Source organism: Natronococcus jeotgali DSM 18795, assembly GCF_000337695.1.
GTDB lineage: Archaea > Halobacteriota > Halobacteria > Halobacteriales > Natrialbaceae > Natronococcus > Natronococcus jeotgali.
In genome coordinates this window covers 1-24,350 of the sequence record NZ_AOIA01000057.1, presented here as the reverse complement: position 1 = coordinate 24,350, position 24,350 = coordinate 1, and the positions used below count along the sequence as shown (strand labels likewise).

General features: G+C 52.2%; 16 protein-coding genes and 1 pseudogene. 6 read left to right on the top strand and 11 right to left on the bottom strand.

Features of this window, described 5'->3' with window-relative positions; translation table 11 throughout:
- Position 1 precedes the first annotated feature (1 nt).
- Positions 2-3,838 carry a UvrD-helicase domain-containing protein gene (locus C492_RS07705; protein WP_008422071.1) on the top strand — a complete coding sequence of 1,279 codons (3,837 nt, stop codon included), beginning with the start codon at positions 2-4 and terminating at the stop codon, positions 3,836-3,838.
- A 411-nt stretch (positions 3,839-4,249) separates the two neighbouring features.
- Here the strand turns inward: C492_RS07705 and C492_RS26040 are convergent, their stop codons facing one another.
- The gene (locus C492_RS26040; protein WP_449289499.1) at positions 4,250-4,420 is read right to left on the bottom strand and encodes a hypothetical protein; all 171 of its coding nucleotides are present in this window, start codon (positions 4,418-4,420) and stop codon (positions 4,250-4,252) included.
- 1,379 nt (positions 4,421-5,799) lie between these two features.
- Complete coding sequence (locus C492_RS07695; RefSeq protein ID WP_152424827.1) at positions 5,800-7,293, bottom strand: hypothetical protein; 1,494 nt, start codon at positions 7,291-7,293, stop codon at positions 5,800-5,802.
- 118 nt (positions 7,294-7,411) lie between these two features.
- Here C492_RS07695 and C492_RS07690 point away from each other — a divergent pair, with 118 nt between their 5' ends.
- The gene (locus C492_RS07690; RefSeq protein WP_008422069.1) at positions 7,412-7,900 is read left to right on the top strand and encodes a hypothetical protein; all 489 of its coding nucleotides are present in this window, start codon (positions 7,412-7,414) and stop codon (positions 7,898-7,900) included.
- 74 nt (positions 7,901-7,974) lie between these two features.
- Here C492_RS07690 and C492_RS07685 read toward each other — a convergent pair whose 3' ends face one another.
- Positions 7,975-8,352, bottom strand: coding sequence for a hypothetical protein (locus tag C492_RS07685; RefSeq protein ID WP_008422067.1), 378 nt, complete (start codon positions 8,350-8,352; stop codon positions 7,975-7,977).
- A gap of 71 nt (positions 8,353-8,423) precedes the next feature.
- On the opposite strand from C492_RS07685, the gene C492_RS07680 reads away from it, so the two are divergent.
- Positions 8,424-9,194, top strand: a complete 771-nt coding sequence (locus C492_RS07680) for a DUF1889 family protein (protein WP_008422065.1) — start codon at positions 8,424-8,426, stop codon at positions 9,192-9,194.
- 309 nt (positions 9,195-9,503) lie between these two features.
- Positions 9,504-10,411, top strand: a pseudogene (locus C492_RS07675) (IS5 family transposase).
- Between the two features lie 211 nt (positions 10,412-10,622).
- Here the strand turns inward: C492_RS07675 and C492_RS23505 are convergent.
- The 3 genes from C492_RS23505 to C492_RS07665 form a co-directional block, all read right to left on the bottom strand.
- Positions 10,623-11,279, bottom strand: coding sequence for a hypothetical protein (locus C492_RS23505; RefSeq protein ID WP_152424826.1), 657 nt, complete (start codon positions 11,277-11,279; stop codon positions 10,623-10,625).
- Between the two features lie 188 nt (positions 11,280-11,467).
- On the bottom strand, positions 11,468-12,499 hold the full coding sequence (locus C492_RS07670) for a tyrosine-type recombinase/integrase (RefSeq protein ID WP_239643404.1): 1,032 nt from the start codon (positions 12,497-12,499) through the stop codon (positions 11,468-11,470).
- Positions 12,500-12,873: 374 nt separating this feature from the next.
- A complete protein-coding gene (locus tag C492_RS07665) occupies positions 12,874-13,221 on the bottom strand; it encodes a hypothetical protein (RefSeq protein ID WP_239643403.1) in 348 nt (115 codons plus the stop codon).
- 105 nt (positions 13,222-13,326) lie between these two features.
- Here C492_RS07665 and C492_RS07660 point away from each other — a divergent pair, with 105 nt between their 5' ends.
- Entirely contained in the window at positions 13,327-15,087 is a 1,761-nt protein-coding gene (locus C492_RS07660; protein WP_008422057.1) for a transposase, read from the top strand.
- Positions 15,088-15,805: 718 nt separating this feature from the next.
- Here the strand turns inward: C492_RS07660 and C492_RS07655 are convergent.
- The 3 genes from C492_RS07655 to C492_RS07645 all read right to left on the bottom strand — a co-directional run bounded on the left by C492_RS07655 (position 15,806) and on the right by C492_RS07645 (position 19,585).
- A complete protein-coding gene (locus C492_RS07655) occupies positions 15,806-16,798 on the bottom strand; it encodes a ParA family protein (RefSeq protein WP_049892829.1) in 993 nt (330 codons plus the stop codon).
- 322 nt (positions 16,799-17,120) lie between these two features.
- The gene (locus tag C492_RS07650; RefSeq protein WP_049892840.1) at positions 17,121-18,098 is read right to left on the bottom strand and encodes an IS1595-like element ISNje2 family transposase; all 978 of its coding nucleotides are present in this window, start codon (positions 18,096-18,098) and stop codon (positions 17,121-17,123) included.
- A gap of 107 nt (positions 18,099-18,205) precedes the next feature.
- Complete coding sequence (locus C492_RS07645) at positions 18,206-19,585, bottom strand: ATP-binding protein (protein WP_008422051.1); 1,380 nt, start codon at positions 19,583-19,585, stop codon at positions 18,206-18,208.
- An 845-nt stretch (positions 19,586-20,430) separates the two neighbouring features.
- Between C492_RS07645 and C492_RS07640 the strand changes: the two genes are divergently transcribed.
- Positions 20,431-21,750, top strand: coding sequence for an orc1/cdc6 family replication initiation protein (locus C492_RS07640; protein WP_008422049.1), 1,320 nt, complete (start codon positions 20,431-20,433; stop codon positions 21,748-21,750).
- Between the two features lie 163 nt (positions 21,751-21,913).
- On the opposite strand, the gene C492_RS07635 is transcribed toward C492_RS07640, so the two are convergent.
- Together C492_RS07635 and C492_RS07630 are read right to left on the bottom strand one after the other, a co-directional pair.
- Positions 21,914-23,878, bottom strand: a complete 1,965-nt coding sequence (locus tag C492_RS07635; RefSeq protein ID WP_008422048.1) for an archaea-specific SMC-related protein — start codon at positions 23,876-23,878, stop codon at positions 21,914-21,916.
- Positions 23,879-24,035: 157 nt separating this feature from the next.
- Positions 24,036-24,350 (bottom strand): transposase (locus C492_RS07630; RefSeq protein ID WP_008422045.1); only part of this gene is annotated, 315 nt, incomplete at its 5' end.

Genomic DNA, 24,350 nt, shown 5'->3' with positions numbered 1-24,350 from the left:
GATGGTCTCCTACGAGGACCTGACCGATGAGCAGCAGCGTGCTGTCGATGCCCTCGGCCGAAATGTGACGCTCACAGCGGGTGCCGGAACGGGCAAGACCACGACGCTGACCGCCCGGTACCTGGAGATGATCGAACAGTCGCTCAGGGAACGAACCGATGACGGTACTGGTGATTCCCAGCTGCTTCCGGAGCACATCCTCACGACGACGTTCACGGAGCGGGCAGCGAACGAGCTCGGGGAGAGCGTCCGAACAGAAATCACGGAGCGCATTGAGTCACTCGACATCGAGGAGTTCGATGCCTGGCGTACGGTTGCGGATGAACTCGAGCAAGGGTACATCCACACGCTCCACGGGTTCTGTGCTCGGCTCCTGCGCGAACACGCGCTGACGATCGACGCAGTGGATCCTGGCTTCGAGACGCTGGACGAAAACGAGACGATCGCACTGATCCACGATACGGTTGGTGTCGTCCTCGAAGACTACGAGAATCACGAGGCGACGCAAACGCTGGCCCGGCGGTTTTCGCGGAGTCAACTCCATGACGTCCTGACTGATCTGTTGGGCGAGCGACCGGAGAGTCTTGAGTGGGCTGACCGGTGGGCGGACGCCACAGAGGAGGAATACATCTCGTTCGTTGAGTCGGCCTTGCATCCGATCGATCCGGATGTAGCCGCCAACCGACTTTCCCCCCCCGACTTCGTCGCGGCCGTTGCTACCCTGCGCGAGTTCGTTGAGAATCCCCCAGATATTGAGACAGGGGGGCAGACCTGGCAGCGTGCGGAGGGGGTCGTGGATCGACTTGACGCTGGATTCGACGATGGAGTCCCATCTCGAGCCAAGCAGTCGACAATTGCGGAGCTCAGTATGCACCTCACCAAGGGCAATGGGGAACGCTATGCGGGCTATACGGGAGCCAACACGCGGTGGGGAGACCATCCCCAAAAGGTGGAGTTCGACAGCGCGTTCGATACACTGGTCGAGACGCTTCAACCCGAAAAGTACGCCGTCAACGTGGATCTGGAGATCGAATCGAACAGCTTCCCGTTCGTCCAGGCGCTCGCAGAGCTGACCCAGATCGCGGCCGCCGAGTACGAAGCCCGGAAGGATCGGCAGAACGCTGTCGACTTTACTGACCAGATTTCCTTCACCGTTGACTTCCTCCAAGCACCGGAGAACGACGACATTCGCGAAGAGTTACGGGAGCAGTTCGAGTACGTGATGGTCGACGAGTTCCAGGATACTGACCCACGCCAGTGGGACCTTATCAAGCTCCTGACGACCAGCGACGGGGAAACATTCGATGCCCAAAACGTGTTCGTCGTCGGCGACGTCAAACAGAGCATCTATCGGTTCCGGAACGCCGACGTCACGCAGTTCCGCGAAACGGCCACCACTCTCGAGCAGGAGTCCCAAGACGTTCGAAACACGGATACAGAAAGCGAGGACGATGACCAACTCTCGACGAACTTCCGAACGCTCCCCACGGTGCTGGAGTCGATCAACGAACTCTTCGAGGCCATCTTCGACGAAGACGGTGAGCCCTACGAGGCGGCTCCCCAATCCCTGACAGCCGCTCGCGACGATCCAGTAGATCTCGGTACCGTGGAGTACCTCACAGTACCAACTGATGCCGACCTCCGAGAGCACCACTGCGATCACTACGCTGACTTCGCGACAGCCGAGCCGGAACACGACACAGAGCTGGAGGCTATGGCCCTCGCTGCCCGTCTCTCCCAGATACTGGCTGAACCCCTCCAGGTCTACCCCGAAGACGACGAGACGGATGAGGATGGCAGCGAGAGTGAACCAGCTATCGAAAGCGTACTGAGTGCGCGACAGGAGACAGATGGGGGTTACGAACAACCGAAGCCACGCGATATCGAACCCGACGATATTGCCATCCTCATCCGCAGTCGTACCCACCTCAAAAAGTACGAACGGGCGTTAGAAGATGCGGACGTCCCCTATTCGGTCGCCTCCGGGATCGGTTTCTACGAAACGACGGAGATCACCGCGCTGTTGAACCTCTTCCGAACGCTCGCCGATCCAGGTGACGAACGCGCACTCTACGCAGCGCTTCGGTCGCCGCTATTCGGACTCACTGACGACACGCTCGCACAATTGAAACTCCATGACAACTCCTTGTGGGACGCGCTCGCGACGAGTGAGCACCAGGAACTCCGAGACGCTTACGAGTATCTCAAGGAGTGGCGCCACGTGGCGGGGCTTGGCGATGAGGAGCCCGCTGGATTCGACGGGTCGTGGGCTGCGTATCTGACACGGATCCTCGAAGATACAGGCTACTTGGTGGGTGTCAGCGCCGACGAGCGCCCACAGCAAGCGATGGCGAACGTGGAGAAGTTCCGCGAGCAGCTTCACGGATGGAGCGACGATGGCATTCGGAGTCTTACGACACTCGTGAGTCGAATCGAACGCCGGATTGAGCTAGACGGCCGAGAGAGCGAAGCTGACACGACCGGCGAGGGGGTCCAGATTCTAACGGTCCACGATGCAAAGGGTATGGAATTCCCGTTCGTCGTCGTCCCGGGGATCGGTCGCGAGTTCAAGGATGATGCAGCCCTGGGCGGAGGGAAGGTCGAGTTCGAACAGATTGATGGCCAGCACGTAGTCGGGATGAAGGCACCAAGTCCGGACGACCCGTTCGAGATGGTGGATACGATCGCCCGTGACACGATTCGTGAGCGCCGTCGCGACGAAGAACGCGCCGAAGAGAAACGCGTGCTCTACGTGGCCTGCACCCGGGCGCGAGACCATCTGCTCCTGAGCGGCCTCCACGAGTCAGCTGGAGAGACCGAGGAACAAACGATGACGGATCTCGTAGAGCCAGATCCCGAGTCGGCGTCAAGCTGGCGCGACTGGGTACAGCCAGAACTCCTCACTGAGGACGTCTGTACTGCCCTCGATACCGGCACCCACGTCCGGCGCACTTACGGTGACGGCGCGTACACCGTGTCGCTCCCAACACCGCCAGCCGAACAGGTACGACCTGATCCCGATGTCGACCCCGTCGTTGAACTCTCGCCGCATCCGCCCAAACCGGACGTCAGCTTTCGGTTCTCCGCGACGGACCTTACATCACTCTACGGGGAATATGGTGAACTCCAATTCGACGAAGACACAGGGACCATCTACGTCGAAGAGAGGGACGATAGCGAGATAAGTCCGGAGAGTCGCCACGGTGAAGAGGAACCAACAACGGGAGAGGGTGAAGCAGACGACCGTTCAGCGGAGGAAGCAAGTGTCGAAACGGACGGCGTCGACGCGAGGGTATTCGGCGAAATGGTGCATCGGCTCTGCGAGCTACGCCCACCTGACCCCCACTGGCAGCATCTCATGGAGCAGACGCTCGTCGACGAGGGCACCACGGCGACACTCACACCAGAGCTGCAGAACCGCGTGAGTACCCATGCCCAGCGCGGCATGGACTACGTTGATGAGCAAACTACTGACGTCGACGTTGAGCACCAGTACGACGAGCTGTACGTTACTGCGGAATTCGAGTATGGAGAAATCTCGGGGTTCATCGACCACTTGATTGTCACGCCTGACGCGTACCATATTATCGACTACAAGACAGGTGATGTCACCCCTGAGGAACTGGAAGCTGACGCTGAGTACTACGAGAATCAGATGAAGGCGTATGCCGTCGCCCTGCATCAACAGGAAACTGGTCGTGCCGTCCGGGTTTCACTCTTCTTCACCTCCCTCGAGGACGCATGGGAGGTCGAATGGTCACCGGATAATGTACAGACGATCAAGGATATGATTGAAACAGAGATAGTGTACCGTTCTGAAGAGCTGCCACCCTACTGACCGGATAATACGGCTCTGGTGAATCGCCGAACTGCTCTCGGTCGTCGCTCGCGCCGGACTCTCCGAGGTCGGCATAGTGGTCGACGTCTTGGAGCCACTCATCGATACTCTCTCGTTGGTGTGGGTCCGTCTGTTCATCAGTACTCGCTTGAATGTAGGTCGCGTGATCTATCCTCAGTTACACCATCTTTCACTCAGCTTGTACATTTAAAGAACGATACTCGCTTGCAGCCTGTAAGCGGACAAGTGCCTGCTTACGGGGTCCGGCGCTACTCGACGCCTTGAAGATCTGGGACAATCGTGAGCGAGAGTGTGTGGCCGCACGGCTCGAGGATCAGCACCTCACAAAGCGTCCTTGGGTGCTAGGGCCGAAGTGCAGCATCACCGAAAACAGACTTCTTCCGGGGTTTATCAACCTGTTCTAGTAAGCAAGTGTAGACGCGATCCGCCCCAAATCAACCCGACCGCGCGTAGCCCCTCGTCCGACAGGGAGTGACCCCCCTCGCCGTACACTGTAGCGACCACGTCGTTCAATTGGTTGAGGGCCTCGTCGCGCATTTCACTGACTGCAGATACTTCGATGTCGAGATCACGCGCTTCCCAACGTTGTCCTCTTCGATGAGAAGAATGCTGTGAGTGCTGTTCCTGAAAGTATATCCCTCATTCCGTTAATGATCGCCTTTGTTCGACTCCTCAGGATTTGGCAGATGTGGTGAGCCGTTTGACCGCCCAGCTTGGTACCAGACNCTTTGTTCGACTCCTCAGGATTTGGCAGATGTGGTGAGCCGTTTGACCGCCCAGCTTGGTACCAGACTCGATCAAGAACACTCCGTAAGAGTTCTAATTCGAACTTAGAAGGCCGAATCTCCTGAAGTTTCATCAGCGAGGTCGTAAACCTGGCTGGGAAATTTCCTGACTCGAAGTGGAGGTACTCGCTTGTACTAATCACGTACTGATCTACATTGAGCAACGCAACTGAAATGAAAACTGGCGGTCTGACCCTGAGATCCTCAAAGCTGTGCAGAGCCCCTTTTACTGTTGCACCAATCGCCCGGTCAATCTCCGGATCGATGAATCCCCCAGCCCCGGCCGGATCTTCGCGGAAGTACTCGGTCGAAACAGCCTCTATCCAGCCCTTCTCATTGAGGTACACGTAATCGGGATGCTCTTGCCGAAACCGAAGATTGAACGCCACGACGCCATCCCCAATCGGTTTCCCGCTGACGACTGCTCGCTTAGAATGTCCGAAAAATGGCAGTGAAGGTAAATCACTAGGATGTGTATTGCTGCCTCTACTGAACACATTGTTTGGAATAAGGTGGACCACCAGAGCGGGTCCATCGGGGAGGCCATTTGGGAGATTGTTGCGAGCTTCAATTCGGTCTAACCGACTGTCTCGGAGGTCAAGTATTTCGTCCTGATGATCAGCAAGTTGGACGCCGGGATCGACGTTAAGGTGTTCGCGTGCTAGCTCTTGGTGCTCAGTCATGAGCATGTTTCGGAGTTGTTCACGCGCCCAGATTCTGGTCTTCCAGCCGTAGGGGTCTTGAATTTCAGTTTCGAGCCGCCTACGAAGCGATCCTGATGGGTTAGCGGTGGTGACAAACACCAAGAAGTCGTATGACCGCTCGTGGTCGGTGAGCTTGTCGGCGTCGGACGTTATTTTCTGGCGGAGTCGGTCGCTTCGCGTCCGGCTGACGTGGAGCGCGCCGATACGGTCGCCATCATGGAGGAGCGCATCAAGGCCTCCGTCTGCACCACTGGTTCCCGTCGGATCCACATCATCGTAGTCACGCTCGCATAGGAGATCAGCAGCGAGCTTTTCGAGATCCTGTGGGTATGCGTTTGCGAGTGCGGTTTCGAGTTCAGTCTGTGGCACTACTGAGAACCTGACTCTAAAACCGTATAAATGCCACTAGCAGACTTCTCTACTCATGAGACAGATTACAAACAGCCGTGAGTTAGAGCTTGAGCCTAGATTTAATATCGTCTACCAGTGTCAGATCCATCGGTTCTTTAATGCGGAGTTCGTGCTCGATACTATAAAACATGGTCTGGAGTTCGCTGCGATATGGTGACGGTGGATTACCATGTGCCCTCAGTTCTTGTTCCATATACGCTAGCAACGCCTCACCGTATTTCTGGGCTTCTGAGTTCTGAGATGCTGCCAGCTTGAAAAACGTCTTAAACAAAGATTCGGTCCGTTCCCGCTTGAACCGACTCGGTATCTCATCCGTGGTGAGGATTTCTCTATGGCACTGTATGAAACACCGAGTACTGGATTTTAGAATATCTCCATTCTCTACTGCCGCATCCGGGTTCTGGATATTCATCGTAATGCTGTCGGAGTTCCTGTTCGATAATCTCATCCAGTTTTCGAGGGTCGAGAACATCTCGTACAGCAAGTACGAGTAGTCATTAGCGAATTCCTCGTTCGGGTTGCTGTGGTCTGTTATCTCGAAATTACTACATATCTGATTGGTAAAGTGAGTGTAGTAATAGAGCCACATATGGGTCTGCATGCCTTGGTAAATCGACTCTGAGACCATGATGTCGAAAAACCGGATAGCGACGAAGACAGGGTCTCGGAACCCCTCATCAGAATCATGACCCACAGAGAACGATTTCCGCCGATGATTGTATTCATCCCTATCTTTCCGTCCCTGCTCTTCCAGAATGTGTAGAGTGGTATCACCAATCGCTTGGTAAGCACGTAGCTGATGAGCAACGTCACACTCATTGAGCAGAGCGTATAGGAGCTGATTTTCCTCGGGGATTTCATAACGGTCTGTATCGATCCGGTGCTTGTTATTCCGAATCTCTCGATAGAGAATACTCGATTTGTGTTTGATAACCGCCCGAAGGAAGAGATCAACTGCGTCAATCCTGGCGAATTCATCAAGGTTGACGTCAGTGATGAGCTGTACTCCCAGTTGCGGGTTGTTTAGTGCGTAGTGTTCCGAAAATCCGGTATCTAACAGTACGGTTTCTGTATACTGTGCTACTTGCTCCTCGGCGGTGGTGGGTTTCTTGATGAGGGTATCGTAGTTGTCCTCTATAATCGAAGTTAGCGTGTTGTACTGAGTACCGTTCATCAATTGCTGCATCTGTTCTCGGAGAAACCCAGAATTCCGAATCGTAGGTGAATCTCGAAAGAACACGGCCAAGAACAGACTGACGATGAGAATAGCGAACACTAGCTGTACGACCTCGACAGAGAACATGAGAGTCGAAGCTTCCAAAGCTCCAATTCCGGGTACGGTTGCTTGTTCAACGACGTAGTCAAAATAAAGAGAAATTACGTAAAGCAGCAAAATCCCAATAGAAAGGCCAGCTACCGCAGTTCGGCGCTTCGCGCCAATACTGTATCCGAGTCGTAATTGCCTGTGTTTCGGTAGAATCGAGTAGACCGCCGCGATGGTAGCCAGAATCGTAAAAATGAGAATTTCGCTCATGTTCTGCTGTGTCTATTCGCATCATAGAAGGAATTAAGGATATCTATCGCTGGGCTTCCTTGGAGCAGGCTCCGGATTCAACTCATATCTTAAGTATGTACACTGTGATGGCTGGGCTATGAACACCGAAAACAACACTGATACGTTACTGCTCACCGCCGAGGGGCCAGTTGAGAAACCGTTCGCCTACAAGGAGGGAGAAATCACGCACCGTGATGTTGAGGCCAGTGAGTTCACCGTGAGATCGCACATCCAAGCTCGTCAAGAGATCAGTATCACGCTTACACCAACCCCCGATTTAGAGAACCACATTGAGAGCGAATTTGAAGATGACCACAGCGGCCTTGTTTCGTGGATTTTCGCGTCGTATCTCGACAATGCAGACGAAGAGTGGTACCCAATTCGCTATGAAGAATGGAATGTCGAAATAACGACTGCAAAGCCCGGAGAACACCCAGATAACCTCTTTCGAATCTGTGCCGAAGAGCGCGCAGACCGCGATGGATCAACGACGGCAGCCGTCCTCCGGGGGTGGGCGAGCAACGAGTACTTCGAGACAGGGACGGTCAGCGACGCTCTACGCGTAGTGGAAGCTAACGAGGAATAAGAGTACTCGCTATTAACTCCGTCTTTCTCTAATCACTCACATTCAGTTGAATGATTGGAGCGCAGCCGGTCCGATTAAATGCTGACGTCCATTTCGAGATTCGTTATATCAATCTCCCGGCCACGGTTGTCCTTCCAACTTCCATTTTGGAGCAAGTTGACGATCACTCCTGCGAGATAGGCTAACCCGTTGGCATCATCAGAGAGAGACAGATCAGTTGCACTGGCGGCACTCCACTGTTCAAGAGCCGCATCCAATTCGTCTAGCGAGCATATCGGAGGGCTTCCATACAGAGAGAGATCAACCTCAGGGTACTGATCGAGGAACGTTGTAATGTCCCGTGAATCAAGTGCGTCTCGGATTTCCTCGATTGAGGGGGGGTGTCCAGCATCCATCGCTTTGCCGACTTGCCAATACAGGTGCGAAACATCTCCAAACCGAACTGATACCATAGATCGAAATCATCCGTCGTGATAATAAATCCCTTCCTCAGGTATTTGTGGTATCCGAATGGAGGATACGTATGGAATCTAAACGGACGGCGCAGTATATTGACGCACATGGGCCAGACGAAGAGGCAATTAAGCGTGCTTTTCAATGGTTGTTAACGCACAGTGATGAGAGCGACGACAATCAACATGCCATCATCGCAGTCAATACGAAATCAGCCTTGGACGGTACGATCTCGAAGGTTATCGGTGAGGACGTAGTAAAGCAGTTCAAGGAAACGAAGCACGTCAAACTTGATGAAGGAGAACTCCACTTAGTCACGAAGAGAATCGATGCAAGTAGTCGAGGTAGCGGTCCCGCTCTCGCACTCTATCCCGATAAGGACCTCCTCAATAAAATCGATGAAATGAGGGGGATCACCGACGTGTTGGTTATCCCTTGGAATCGAGACGAAGTTCAATTCTGGATTGACCAATGGGGAGCTACAGAGCTTGGGAGTACGTCGAGTGGTACTCAACCCCGTATTACTGATCCTGTCGTCAAGGAAGCCCTTGAGAGTCTTCACATGATGGTCAACGTATCTTCGGGCCTTACTCAATCATCTGATCGTTCAAAAGCGATTGAGATGTTCAGAATCATTCATCAGAACGGCCACCAGTTCGATCCAACTACGATTCGTGCATGGTTAGTAAGTCAAAAAGGCTGGCAGCCGGGCAATGCTGATGAGGTACAGGGAGTCGCTGAGGACGTGCTAGCCGGAAAGCAACTGCAGTTTGATAGTGGGAACTGGGCGGACGACATCTTGCGTCAGTGGCGAGACGCCGCAGACGCTGAAGATGAATAGGTGCCAAGCACTCTAAATAGGATGCTATTGTGTTCATCGTCTTTCTGTAGAGTGGGATGAAACTTGACTTGAATATCAAGAGCAGTTAGGTTCTCTGTCTAATTGAGCCATCCCAATGAGTCAGGTCTGCACTCGGATTGAGATAGATTGGCATCCTGGCTACTCGAGTTGTTAATGTTCACGCTCGGAGGGACCCTATTCGGTGCCTTCTAAAAATGGAGGTTCTGCTCATAGGTGTCCTCTCATTTGAGAATTGTGTGCTTATTAGAATGATTATGTAGACATATGTCTGGTTGATGGTTTGAGTAGATACAGACCCACTCAACGTCTCGCTTGCTCCGATTTGCCGAGGGTGCATTTCAGTTAGCGCGATGTGCTGTGGCTCAAGACTCCCCGAACTTCTCGAAACGCCCCTACTCGATTCATCAGCATGTTGTTCTGCTATATCTCAAGCTCAGAAAATATGATGTATCGAACGCTCCTCGACAAACTCATTGAAATGCCCCGTATTCGGAACATGATCAATCTCACTAAACTTCCTGCCTCGTCAACGCTGTGCAAAGCGTTCGATAGACTCGATATGGCGGCTTGGTGGGNTATTCGGAACATGATCAATCTCACTAAACTTCCTGCCTCGTCAACGCTGTGCAAAGCGTTCGATAGACTCGATATGGCGGCTTGGTGGGTGCTTCTCAATCTATCTGTTTCGCTGCTCCCAACTAACGGTGTTGCGGGGATCGACAGTTCGGGATTCGTCCGAAATCATGCCTCAAAGCACTACACGAAACGGGCGGAGTTAACGATCCAGCAGCTGAAAGTCACGCTCTTAGTCGATATGAGAGCAAGCGCGATCCTCGATCTCCACATCACAACGACCCGAAAACACGATACCCAAACTGCACCATTGCTTATCAACCGCAACGCAGCTGAACTCGAGGTTTTGCTCGGAGACAAGGGATACGACGATCAGCAGACTCGCACAATAGCACGCGAGAACGAGATTCGTCTACTCATCAAACATCATGAGTTCGGCTCACTTCAGAAAGCGTGGAACGCTTGGTTGGATACCGACCTCTACGGCCAACGGAGTTAGAGCGAAACAGTGAATATCGACTCAAGCGGAAATATGGTGCATTCGTCGATCACGCCGCTAGTGGACGTAATTTCGTGAGTTCGCTCTTGCAAGTCTCGTTCACAATCTCGACCAGGCCCTCTAATGATCAGTATAGGGAAAGCAGACAACGGCGCAGAAACCGGTCTCTCCGATATCTGTCAAGAGATGCCTGCTAAATATAGAGGTCGTATCCAGTAGTATAGTAGAATCTGGAAGTCTTTGCAGTACAAACGATCGTACTCAGCGGTTATCTGTCGAACTTCACCATCTCATCGGCAGCCGTGTACAGAAATTTCTGAGGATTACTATAGCTCTTAGGCAATATCAAAAAACAGTGGAATGAATAGAGAATATCCTACTCCGACAGCTAGGAAGAATGATGCCACCGCAGCAGAACGATAGATTTGTGATAAATGTCTTCGATTCATTTCTATAATAGCTTCGTTCCCTTTAATACCCCCGGAATGATATTCAATTATGTCATCTTGGGAGTGGTCCCCACCACTCATATCTAGAACCTTGTCCGCATCAAGTCCAGTTCGAAGGCTAATTCGATCTCCAAAAACATCTGAGTATTCCTTGCCAATTAGCTCGCTTACAGCAGTCTTTTCTCGGCTAAATATAGGACGCCAAGTGATGAACTGGTAAATGGATGATTCAGCAGCTTCCGGCGATAGAACTGCCATAGCCGGAGAGAAAACTCTCAGTACAATGAGCATCATAAACAAAGATATGAAACCTATAGTCAACATTATCGGCGAACTAATTTCATTTATAGCCTCGCTGAGTGATGGAACAGAAAGAAATCCTGAAGACGCAGCAATAGATAATAGCGTCAAAATCAAACCTGCTGTGGTCAATCCAACACGAATTATTCGAGTGGCCTGAGCCTGCTGCTCCTGAATAATCTGAATCTGGTCCTCAAGAACCCGTTGAGTTTCCTGTAGTAAGGGATCAGATTCTATGGACATATTATAGAATCCCGATCCCCCACATATTAAATTTTATATATAGTGTCTATTCTGGGATTTGTGAATATTTAACCTATCTCACAGATGATCCGTTTCTCTTCCTACCGGCAGGCTTGAGGAGCATCTGTTTTAAAGAACTTTGGATGATTCTCAAGTGTGACAGCAGTACGTTAGTAACGAAGTCGGTTTTACCTTCTCCGTATTTCGTCGATCGATTGAGCGAGATCTTTCGTTTTGAGGTCACTATAGGCCTCGTGAGTCGTTTCGATCGATTTGTGCCGTAGTACCTGTTGGGCCTTTTCGGACTCGCCAAGCGCGTACAACTCAGCGCCGAGTCCGCGACGTGCTCCGTGCGGTTTGAGATACTCGTGTCTGTCCTCAAGTTCGATGTTCGCCTCGTCAGTAAGGCGTTTCATCACCCGCCGTGCCCCCTCTTTGGAAATTGACGGCGGTGCAATCTCGTATTTACGAAGCAGGTCGTCGAGGACGTCTGTCTTCGACGCGTCGCCTCTCTCCTCAAGCGCCTTTGATAGTTGATCTTCACCGAGCTCAACCTGAAGAACACCGCGTTTCGACTGAAAATGGCCGGTTGGGAACACCGGCCATTCGTCAGTCGGCGGGGCGACGTATTTCCGGTGGCGCTCAAGCACATCGCGAGCAGCCTTCGGTAGTGGGACCTCTTCACGATTGCGAGACTTCCCAAAGACGGACAAAACATGTTTCTCGAGGTTGACGTCGCCCCAGGTAACACCGTTGCGTTTCTCGTCCTTCGAGTCGTCGAACAACTCTGCACCTCGCGCACCAGTCTCAGCGAGCAGCACCACGATCGTCCGATCCCTCGAGGCCGTCAACGGGTCCGTTCGGATCGTACCATCATTCGCCATATCGACGCGTTTGGTCGCATAATTCACGATCACCTGGCGCTGTTCCGGCGTCCAGAATTGACTCGAGGAATCGCTCGTATCCTCAGGCAGATACTCAGTCGCCTTATTTGTCTTCGCTGGGTTCGCGTCAAGCAGTTCCTCCCGAACACAGAATGAGAGGAACGAACGCACGTATGCGAAGTACGTGTTCGCTGTCGACGCTGCAATCTTACCGTCGACCTGATCTTCGCGGAGCGTATACCCGAACTCCCGAAGGTCGCCTGCCTCGAGCTCACGGATCTCATCAATTTCCTCACGCTGGCAGAACGAAGTGAATCGCTCGAGTGCCGGCCGCATAGTCGCCTTCGAGCCGTCGGATTTGATCGAGCGCTCGAGATAACGAGAAACCACTTCTCGAATAGCAGAACCCTGCTGATCAGTCGGGGTAGACATTCGTACGTGGGGTACAGTGTCGGCCCTTGTAAATTCCCATGGTTAAATCGCCCTTTAACCAAGGCCCTCGAGAAATTGGAATTCTGCCGTCTCAGACCATCTCGAGTATACTAAGAGCCAATACGAGAATTTGTGAACTATATTCCGATATATAAATTACCTCTCCCCGGGAGATACCACAAGTTCGGGATGTGGATTTCTACAAACCACCAGTCTATTGATAAGCTTCTCACTATCGTCCTCGGAGAGGTTGAGAGAAACCGTTTGTGAGGAAGTTCTTATTCTTCGTCTTCAGATGCGACAGCGTTCATAGCATCCATTCCTTGCTGAATTGGATGCTCATCATAGAGCTCCTCGCTTCGAAGATAGCCATCGGCGAGGATATTGTCGTCCATATCACTCTTGTAGATCACTTTCCAGCCGTGACCTGCTTCGTAGGTCACGGCTGTGACCCAGTCGTCGCCAATGAACAGTGCAGTGTCCATTATCTCTCCGTGTTCTGGATCGAATTTTATGTCCTGAGGCATTATTGACTGGATACGGTCATGTCGTTCGAGTGCGTCTCTCTCAGTATTCCTGAGAGGGCGGTCTGGTAGTGATCCGGCAAGAGAGCCTTCTTCAACCATACTTAGAGTAAGGCCGAGCGCGCAAAAATAATTGTTCGGTGTGAGCTCCAGTGTGGGTGCTAATAGGGCGCCCCTTCATCGGTTTCATCACACCGGAGCAACCCAATGAACCCTGACATCACGCCCGCCGTTGACGACGATGCCCCCGCCTTGGCGGGGGCGATCGTCCTCCACGCCGAGAAAGTCTGTGAAACAGCTGATCATCTCTGGCGTGTTCTCGGAGACGTCTCGATTCCCATCGATGGACTGACTGACGCCCGTCAACAGCACAAGGTCACGTTCGGAACTGAGTCGATGGCACGGATCTACATCTACCGAACGATCTACGACCTCGCTCAGAGCGAGGTCGCAGATCGCCTTGAGAACCGTCCAGCACTGCTGAAGCACCTGGGCTTGAGGAAGGTACCGACTCAGCAGAACCTCTCATATGCTTGGAGCCAATTCAGCGACCAAACGAAGACCACGCTCGAAGCCGCTGCGAAGGGAATAGCGCTTGAAGCCCGCGATCATGACGTTATCTCTGACGCGCTGGTTCCGATCGACCTGGACGAAGACGAAGAAGAAGCTGACGACGATGAAACCGATTCGGCAGTATCTCGCGCACATGTGCGCGAGCACGGCAGCAAAGTCGTCGAACTCGCTCGCCGACACGGCTTCGCCGAGTTCGACTCTGACAGGGCTGAAAACAGGGTTTACGAGGACGAACAGATCCTTGATCTGTTCGCCAACGCGTGTCTCACACAAGGCAGTGCTCACTCGGAAGGAGAAGCTGGCTGGTTTCTCGAGGAGAACGAGGTTTGTGACGACTCAACGTTTCTCCGAGTCATCAAGCAGTTTGCGACGCCGACCGACGAGGAAGTAACTGGCTCCGTTCAGGAGTTACAGATCGAAGATATCGTCGCATTCACCGAACTGTACCGGGAGGCTGTAATGACGTCGTTCGATGCAGCGACCGAAAACATCCTCCAGACGATTCGTCACGAGGATCCGTTCGACGACCGCCACGTCGTGGCGGCCGTCGATTTCACACACGTTCCCTATCACGTCTGGCCGTGGATCGACAAGGACGAAAAAATCCCGAAAGCAGAGTATCCTCCCATGGTGAGCGGGTACAAAGATGACGGCGAGATCAAGTACGGATACACGTTCGCGACGATCACGATCGTCGGGAACGAAGTCCCCATCATCCTTGGTATTGAGCCGGTCAAGGAACGCTCTGGATGGGAACCGGAAGATGCCCCGGCTGATTCGAAGGCAGACATAGTTGACGTACTGCTGGACAGAGCCCAGCAGTACGTCGATCTCGACGAAGTGCTCCTGGACCGGGGATTCTACAGCAACGAGGTGTACGCGACGATCCACGACCGCGGGCTTGTGTACATGACGCCAGTGCCGAAGTACGAAGAAGACTACGAGTCGATCGGGAAAATCAAGAGCAAAGAAGGAGTTGACGCCGCTGTCAAGCACGATGTTCCGTTCGCCATTGATGGCGAACTCCACCATACAGCGGAGTTTCTGTACGTGCCAGCGACTGACGAGGAGGCTGAAGGAAGCTATGCCGTGTTCGTGACCAACCGTGATCACGTCGCTCTCGACGAGATCAAGCACGTTGCCAACAGCTACAGCCGGCGCTGGGACATTGAGAACCAGTACAAGTCGGTGAAGGCGTTTCTGCCCAAGACGTCCTCGAAGGACTACCGTGTTCGGTTGTTTAGCTTCACCTTCGCAGCACTGTTGTATAATCTCTGGAGACTCACCGATTATTTGGTGAAGGTCGGAACAGACCGCGAGATCAGGTCGCCGCCGGTCGTGACCGCCAGGACGTTCGTCCGGGCGGTCGGTCAATCACTTCGACAAGGCGGCTGAGTTGAGAGCGCTCATCGTCGCTCGCCTGCGGCAAGCCGCAGGACTCGCATTCTGGGCCCAAAACCGCGTGTTGCGCGGCTTTCAGCACATCTTGCTCCCCGAATCACAGATTGCCGCATAGATTAGACAGAATTCGCCTCGGATTTCATCTGATTCTACCGCGATTCGTTTGTAGACGCGTTACATCCCAGAAGCGTGGTAGAAGATGCTAACCAGGATTTAGCAGGGCTAAGGCGTTCGATCGCGAAGAAGATGGTAATCGATGTGCCCGCTATCAAAAGTCAGTCGAGTAATCCAAATCCCTCATCGCGCATTAGTTCAGCAACATCTTCTGGGTTCTCAAATGCGTACTTGAGGGCGAACTCTCTCGCATCTGTTTTTGGAACTTCGTCTGTTTCGAGAGCGCTAGCAAGGGCACTCCGAAATTCGGACTCTTGATTGCTTACTTCCGACCTCAGATGGCCCTCGAGCCGATTGTCTCGTTCGTCTCCAACGTTAGACCGACGGACAAAGTATGGGTACCCTTGTGGGTCCTGCTGAGAATCAGTGACAGATGTGGATTGACTGCTAGTCGTTTCTGAGGTGCTCTGTACCTGCTGGGACTGGGGCGTCACTTGTTCAGCGCTGCTCTCGCCATTGGCCTGCGATTTGGACTCTGATTCAGTTTCGGCATCATCACTTGTTTGGCTGAAATCCAAATTCCCAGATCCTTCCTTCATTAGACCGTCACCTCTGTTTCAACGTCGTCATGAAGATCGAAGATTCTTTTCTCGTGCCCCTCGATATCAAGTACTAATTCAGAATCAATTTCAGCGTCGAACGTCTCGCTTGCGATAAATGCGGCCAGTTCATAGATGTCCCGAGCTGTCTCAAGTTCGCGGTCGCGAATTCGTCGCTGACCGGGCTCGCTTACCATCTCTCCATCTTTTTCGAAGGTTTTCCAGCGCTCTTCGATAACCTTGTATGCAGAACCACGCGCTTCCCACATCGTATCCATCAAACTCTCGCGGTCCGGAATCGCAACGGGAGTCGCATAGTTATCTGTGTTTTTGAACCGCTTAGAGTACTGTTGATGAGCGTTGGTCTGCCCGACACCAGAGGGAACGACACACGAAAGCCCAACCTCAATTCCCAGTTGCGTCTCCATGTTCGTGACGAGTTCCTCGAGCCCGTCGAGACTCAGATTGCCTTTTCCAGCTGGTTTGACTGGTGCAACCAGTGTCCGCATAGCATAGATCGCATTGTACAGAAGATCTTCCGCTCGAGCGTTTGGATCGATGAGAACGGCATCGTACTGCTCATGTAGTTGCTGCTCGTTCCATAACAGATCATACAGCAACTCGTACCGTGGAAACTCCTCTTTGGTCATGTTCTTCATCCCTGTCTCATAGGCGATTTTCTGCTCAAGATTAGACGTGAAGTCACCAAGCATATCGTGACTTGGAATTACATCGACCCCTTCATCTGAAGTTTCAATGAGGTCTTCAAATGCCCCATCAGGCATTTCCAGGACGTGCTTTACGAGATTGTCTGCATCCGGATCACTTCGGTGTTCGCCAACGTCAAACAGGGTTGTGAGATTTCCCTCTTGTGGATCGAGGTCAATGGCGCAGACGTCCAGTCCCATTCGCTCTAAACTGACTGCGAGGTTAGCTGTCGTCGTTGTTTTGAACGTTCCGCCTGACTCTGAATAGACGACTGCTGTTATCATCAGTACCAGGTACAGTCACTCATTACTTAAATCTGTGTCAGACATTTGGGGCAGATTATAGAGACAGATACTACTAACAAATGTACATAATACATGCCTGTCCCAATAGTACGTGACATACGTCTGTTGCTTATGTCTGTTACAGAAGTCTGTTATCTTATTCCGTACTTTCTATCTGCTACAGTTATCTGTAACAGACATCTGTTACAGGCTCTAGAAGCGAATATCCATATTAGGGATCAGATCACCGGATCCAAGTAGCGCATGCAAATTAACCAACACGGATGAGATCTCGTAGCGTGTTGGTTAACCTGTGCCGCTCTTACGCAAAGCTACGGAAACGACCGGGGGTGAAGCAATCGATGAGTGCGAAGAGCGACGCGCCGATGTTGTTCAATGACCAGACGCAGCCAAAGGTGTGAGCGGCCTGTTCCAAGCCGTGCTTGGACAGGCCGCGAAACTTCCGCAGCCACGGATGCAAGAGTGACCAGAGACACTCAACCTGGTTAATATGGACGCCGTCCGGCGAAATGTACTGCTCTTTGTGGATGACCGTCCGGTGATCGTATTCCATCCACCGATATGCCTGCAGTCCATCGGTCCAGACCTCTCCCAGCGGCTGGGAGAGGTCTTCAGCCTCCGTAATCAGCGGCTCAAGATCACCCTCGTAGCGGATTCCTTTCTTTGCACGAATGACAGTGAGCTCGTCGCGGCAGGCCGCGACGAGCGTCAATTGGTCGCCGTGACGTCCTTGCCATCGTGTTCGCCCACTCCGAGACGACCCGCCGCGAGCCCGTCCGGGCCGCGGCGGGTCTTGACCTTTGTATCCCGAGCACACTTTTCCACTCTCGTCGACCTGTAACGGGCCGCTGTATGGCTGTTTGAGTCGGTTCCAGACAACCGGGAAGCCGCGCTCGAGCGCGGCTTCCAGGTCACGGATAGCGGTGTGAATCGTGTTGTACGCGCGATCAAGCACAATCGCGATTTGATTGATGCTGAGTAGCGTATCAGCGTAGAGAATGAACGCGAGAAGGACCTCCCCGCAGGTGAGGTCCTTCTCACTGAAGGGTGTGCCGTAGGTGTAGGCGGGTTTGAACTGGCAGCTCCGGCACCAGACACGATCAACGTTCTCCCACGTTCTGATCGACCGATTTCCGCATTGAGGACACGGTGTATGCTCCCAGAGATGTTTGAGACGCCGCTCGACGAGGGCGTCGAGCGGCTCGGTCCGAAGCTCTAAGATACCGTCATCGATTAAGTTCCGAAGCATCCCGCCGAAGGCTGGCTGGGTGTGAGACATATCCGCCATACGTCGGCGGGATGCACTGACTTTTCCGTAGCTTTGCGTAAGAGCGACCTGTGCGAATCGTCTCGAAGTTGTCCAGGTTAATTACCAAACCGAACATCTCACTCAGCAGAAGCACCCACAACGTCAGCAAGGTCGTAGAGCACAACATCATCTCGAGTCGTGGCCTGCTGGCGAAGATCATCAGTATATCCAGATCGGCTAAACAGAACATACTGTACCGTCGCATCCGCTGGCTCGCCTGACCAACGAACGTGTCCGGCAGTTCGCTCTAGGTCTGCAAGAACACCCTCACTGACAGGAGATGACGTGAACTTACACTCACCAGCGACTAGTCCGTCGTCAGTCAATCCGAGGACGTCCAATTCGTGCTCTTTGAACCACCATTGACCGACAGTATGGAATCGGCGGTCGATCAGATTAGGGAGGGCTCGCTGGCAAAGTCGTTCAAAAAGTGGGCTAACATAATCCGATAGCTCAGGAGCAACGAGCTCGTCGTATGCGTCGTCGTCTAATAACCGAAGCCGATCCTGATTCCCATAGACGAACCGAAACCAGAATCTGAACAGTGGCGCAGAGAGCCGATATCGACCTCGCTTTGACGATGTCGGTGATTCAGTTACCGGGATGTGACGTTCAACAAGCCGAAGCCGACGTAGTTTCTGAAGATACGTACTCAGTGACTGGGACTCGACGCCAGCCATTCCAGCGATTTCGTTGGGGGTTCGGCGGCCATGCGCCAAGGCTCGGAGAATACTGAAGTAGGTATTCGGTTGTCGAAGCTCTGTTCGAAGGAGAAATTCCGGCTCAGAGTACAGGAGACCACGTTCTGAGAGAATAGACTGCTGGACATTTGCTGCAAGTGCCTCAGTGGGGTCAATGGTCTGAAGATAGTATGGCGTTCCACCGTAGATCGCCCACGCTATAACAACGGCTTCATCGTCGTACTGTGGGTAGAACTCCTTTGTGTTCCCGACAGAGAGAGGTTTCAGGTCAATAGTTGCTGTTCGACGGCCATACAATGGACTGTTGCCAGCAAGCACTTCATCCTCCATTACGCTAATTGAGGAACCGACAAGTACGAGCGTTATTCCTGTCTCCTGAAGTTGCGTGTCCCAGACTCGCTGAATCCGTGAAGGAAGTGAATCATCTTCCTCGAGGAGAAACGGAAACTCGTCGATAACGACGACTGCATTCTGATCACCTAATGCACCGAGTAGTGCTTCCCAGTCTCGGCGAATATTTTCGAGGGAAGGAAATTGGTCTGTAACTACGTCAACAAACTGCTCGAGTTGATTTTGTGCAGTCGACTCGATCGCCTGGTAGTAGACTGCATCATCCCGGTCAGCAATCGACTGACGGACGAGCTCGCTCTTACCGAGTCGACGTCGCCCGTATAGGACAACGAATTCAGCGCGGTCCAAATTGTATCGGCTCGTCAGTTCCTCAAGTTCCTGTTCTCGATCAACGAACGAGTCCATAGTATGGATTCATTCGTGTAGAGTATATAGTATCCTGGTTTTGGAAAGCAGAATTTTGGAAATCGTGATTTCGGAAATCATGATTTCTATAATCTGATCATGCCGCAATAGATCCTTCCCCGAAGACAGAGACACCTCTATCGATTTGTTCTACCCGGAAGACCATACGGCTGTAGGATGAGATAGGATAGAAATGATTTTCAGATACTATTTAGACCACACCCACACCGCTATCGATTTGTTCTACGCTGGATAAGGAGATGGGGATGTGAGAAAACAATAAATTTCATAGAGAGGAGAGAGGTCTGACGCCTCGTGCTGTATCCATTTATGTACCTATACTCATCATCTTTCCAGAGCAAGCGTTGAGATAGAACAAATCGATAGAGGGGTCTGCCTGAATCTGGAGAGACATTAGAGAAGTAGTAAACGACAACAACTCCAGTTGCGATACGCGGTTCGATAGCTATTAAACCACAAAAGGAAGGCAAATCAGCAGACTTCGTCCTACTAAAACAAATCGATAGGGGTGTGTTCTTCTAGCTAGTCTAGTAACTAGAACTAGAAGTAAGTAGCAGAGATTGATGATACTATAGAATCATTGGCAGAGAGACGATAGAAGGAGGTCGACACCCCTACCCACTCTTAGAAGAAAACAAATCGATAGCGGTGTGAGGGTGTCTTGTTATCTCTACGAACAATACAACAAAGCACCATACAACAAATCGTCAGAGGTTCACTGAGCAATAACTGGATCATCCTAGTTTCCAGCCTTTAAGCCCTATAGCTATAGAAAAGAAATCGACAGGGGAATATTTTAGTACTGGGATTGAGTGTCATTGAATATGCCCACAGATCCCGGTCCCAAAGAAACATCCGAGTCTACGGGTTCTATCAAAGATTTAATCCTCGAGCAAGAAGAATCTGCAACGCTCATCAAGAACCGATCTCTTCTCGAACCAAACGAGATCGTTGACGAAGAGCGTATCGTCGGCCGTGATTCCCAACTCACCGACATCACTCAGCATCTCCGTGTCGCTATAAGGAACGAGCGTCCGCCAAATCTCCTTCTCTATGGCCCATCCGGGACCGGAAAATCGCTTATTATCAATGCAGTCTGTTCGAACATCGTCGAACTCTGCGAAAGCCGTGATATTAGATTTGGTGTAATTCAGATGAATTGCCAGAACATTGGCACTCTTGGATCTGCTGTCTACGAATTAGCCCGAAAAGTTGCAAACGATGCTGAAGCAACTGTTGAGGTCCCAGAGCATGGAATTCCGAACAAGAAAAAGTGGCGTGAACTCTATCGTTTGATCAATGAACACTATGATACTGTTGTCTTCATACTTGATGAGCTCGATATGCTTGTCGGTCGTCGAGACAAGGATGAACCTGCTTTTTCTCGCCTTCTCTACCAGCTTTCTCGCGCCAATAGCACAAACGAAATCTCAGCTCAGGTGTCTGTGACTGCCATCACTAACGACACAAAAATGATGGAAAACGTAGGTAGCCGAGCACTGAGCTCCTTCACGCCTGAGGACGTCCACTTTAGTGATTATGATGCCAATCAGCTTCGGGCAATCCTTCGTGCCCGGGAGGACGCCTTTCATGAAGGCGCGCTCAGTGACGACGTAATCCCTCTAGCAGCAGCCTTCGCCGCACAGACCAACGGAGACGCACGGAAAGCAATCGACCTCGTGCGAACAGCCGGATCCATCGCGGAAAAAGCGAGCGCAGACCAGGTTCGTGAGGAACATATTCGGAAGGCTCAGGACAAGGTCGAAAAGAATCGCGTTTTAGAAGTGACTCGTGGAATCAGTACTCAGAAAAAGTTGTGTCTCTTTGCGACGGCTGCAGTTGCTCGCGAAACTGGAACTGGAGCTGCTAAGAGTCCGCATGGGTATCGAGTATATCAGTATCTTACGGGCACTCTCAGTTCTGACCAGTATCACCAAGAGACGTATGTGAACAAAATGAAAGAACTCACAACATATTCTCTAGTTGAGACAGAGCGGAAGAGTCAGGGGCCCCATTCTGGAAGTTATCTCGAGTTCACGTTTGGTGAAAATCCAAACACAATTATCGAAACACTGCGAGAAGACTCACGTCTTGATGACGTACATGACGAGGAGCTTCGTGCAGTGGTAAACACCCAGCTATAGCAATAACTCCCCTCGGAACAAATCGATAGAGGTGGGTGTGTGTGGGAGTCCTATCCTCTCGAACCTGGGAACAAATCGATAGGGGTGACTCCAATGATTGGGTGCTTCTCACACAACAAATCGATAGAGGTGTGTCTGAAGCTGCTAATTTATCTACTTGAATTCAAATTTCAGTTATCATCTTATGTCTGTCCTCGAGGGCTTGTGCGTCTTCGTCAAGTAGCGCAACAGTAAGATACGGTGCATACGATTCAAAGTATTCCACAACGGTTGCGATGCGTTCGGAATCAATTGCCTCGAGCGAATCCAGCAGCATGAACGGAACCGTCTCGTAGACGTCGTGAACCAGATATCCTGCAAGCGCAAAGACAAGTCCAGTAACTTCACGCTCGCTTTCGCTGAGGTGGTTGATCGAATCTTCGTAGGCTGTTCTCCCCTCAGTACTACGGACAATCTTGAGATCGAACGACGATTTCGTTACCTTGCGTCGGCCTTCGCGAACGTCACGTGTTGTCTGATCGATCCAGATCCGCTCGAGATTACTATACTCGAGAATCTCCAACAGGCTCTCCATGTGCTCGTTGAATTCCTCGACCGCACTGTCTTCGATTTGATCGATACGGGTTCGAAGATCGGCTAACTCTTCGGTTGTCTTTTCACGACGATCCTGAAGCCCCTCGCGGTCATCGAGCCGTTCTTCGATTGACGCGATTTTGTCTTCGACATCATCGCGTTCGCTTTCCTTTCGTTCGATCTCGAACTCGAGCTGGTTGACTTCGCGGTGTTGCTCGAGAATGTCTTCGGAGTCATCGGTCTCGAGGTCATCGATCTCAGTCTCGAGTTCAGTAATCTCTTCTGTGAAGGCCTCTCGATCATCTGTGAGATCTTCGACGCGGTCACGCCGGCGTTCGATTTCCTCATCGATCGACTCGAGACGGCGATTGGCTCGCTGATACTCGGAGCGATTCTCCTCGATTTCGTTAAGCGTCGCTCGTTTCTCCTCGAGGTCGTCGTTGATTTCCGACCGCTCGTTGAGCCGGTCCTCGTATACAGACTGGAGCTGCTCGATCGTAGTTTCGATTTGGTCGGTGGCGACCGAAGAACCACAGGTCCAACACGTGACGGTCCCCGAATCGGCATCGGAGAGTAGCTGATCGGTGACAGGACCGTCGTTGTTGTCCGCCTCGCCGCCAAGGAACTCTCCGGGATCCTCCAGCAGCTGTTCGTTGAATTGGATCGTCCGCTGAAGCTGCGAAATTTCTTCGTTGAGTTCGTTTTTCTCCGTCTGGAGCGTCTCGATTTCAGCTTCGAGACGACCGAGATTCGCTTCTCCACCTGCCTGCAGCTCCTCGAGGTCGGCTTCGACATCCTCGTGCTCGTTTTCTAGTGCCTCGATACTCTCGCGTTCGGTCTCGATTCGGTTGCGAACTCGTTCGAGTTCCGAACGCGTGTCCCGAAGCTCATTGAGTTTCTCATCGAGTTCGGATTGTTCCTCACGCCGGGTTTCGACGTCGGTATTCGCGGCCTCGAGTTCTTCCTCGGCAGTTTCGAGTTCGTCGTGAAGTTCTTCGATTTCGTCAATCAGCCGGGTTCGCTTAGCTTCGAGGTCGGGAAGTTGATTCTCGAGATTATCGAGTTCGTCGAGTTCATTGTCGATCTGGTTTTTCCGCTGCTCGAGTTGTTGGATTTCAGCTTTGATCGCATCGGTATCGACCGGCCGCATGATCAGATCACGCAGGTCATCGCCGCGAGCAACAGCTTGGCGAGCTTCGTTTGACTCGAGTAGGAATGCAAACAGATCCGCGATCTCCGGATCATCGAGATACGGGTCGCCTTCAGTAACGCTTGTGCCGTTCCGTCGGTGGAGCGTCTGCTGGTAGGTTTCTTCACCGAACTCGAGAACAGCTTGTCCCTCTTTGCTGTCTGCTTTGAGGCTTGCTTGATCGCTGCCGAGTGCCGCCATGATCCCTTGGAGTAGGGACGTTCGATTTGTTGCGTTGCGACCGGAGAGAACGGTCACTCCCTGTTCGAACGCCACCTCTGTTTCGTCGATGCCGCCAATATTACTGACAGAGAGGGTTGCTTGCTTGGGCGGTGATTGCTCTTGAGTATGCTGGCTTGTTCCCATAGGGGGAGACAATTGATTCGAAGGTAGGTATTTAACGGTTAGCCAGCCATATGATCTATAATGTTGTCCTCCTGATGTTTAAAGGGCGTATTTTGGAGTGGATCTGAATCTACTCTGAATGGAAATCGTGCATCCTTGAGAGTATGGCGAGTCGCTCTTATGTAGAGCTGTGGAATGCCCCCATAGCAAGGCAGTCGATGACGCTGAGGAGGGATGCGCCGGCGAGATTCAATGAGCGGATGAGTCCAAATGTGTGAGCGGCCTGTTCCAAGCCGTGCTTGGACAGGCCGCGAAATTTCCGTAGCCATGGTTTGACAAGCGAAAAGAGGCATTCAACCTGGTTGATATGGACGCCGTCGGGCGAGACATACGTCTCGTCGTGCACGACGATCTGGTGAGTGTACTCCATCTGTCGATACGCTTGGAGGCCGTCAGTCCAGACCTCTCCCAGAGGCTGGGAGAGGTCTGTAGC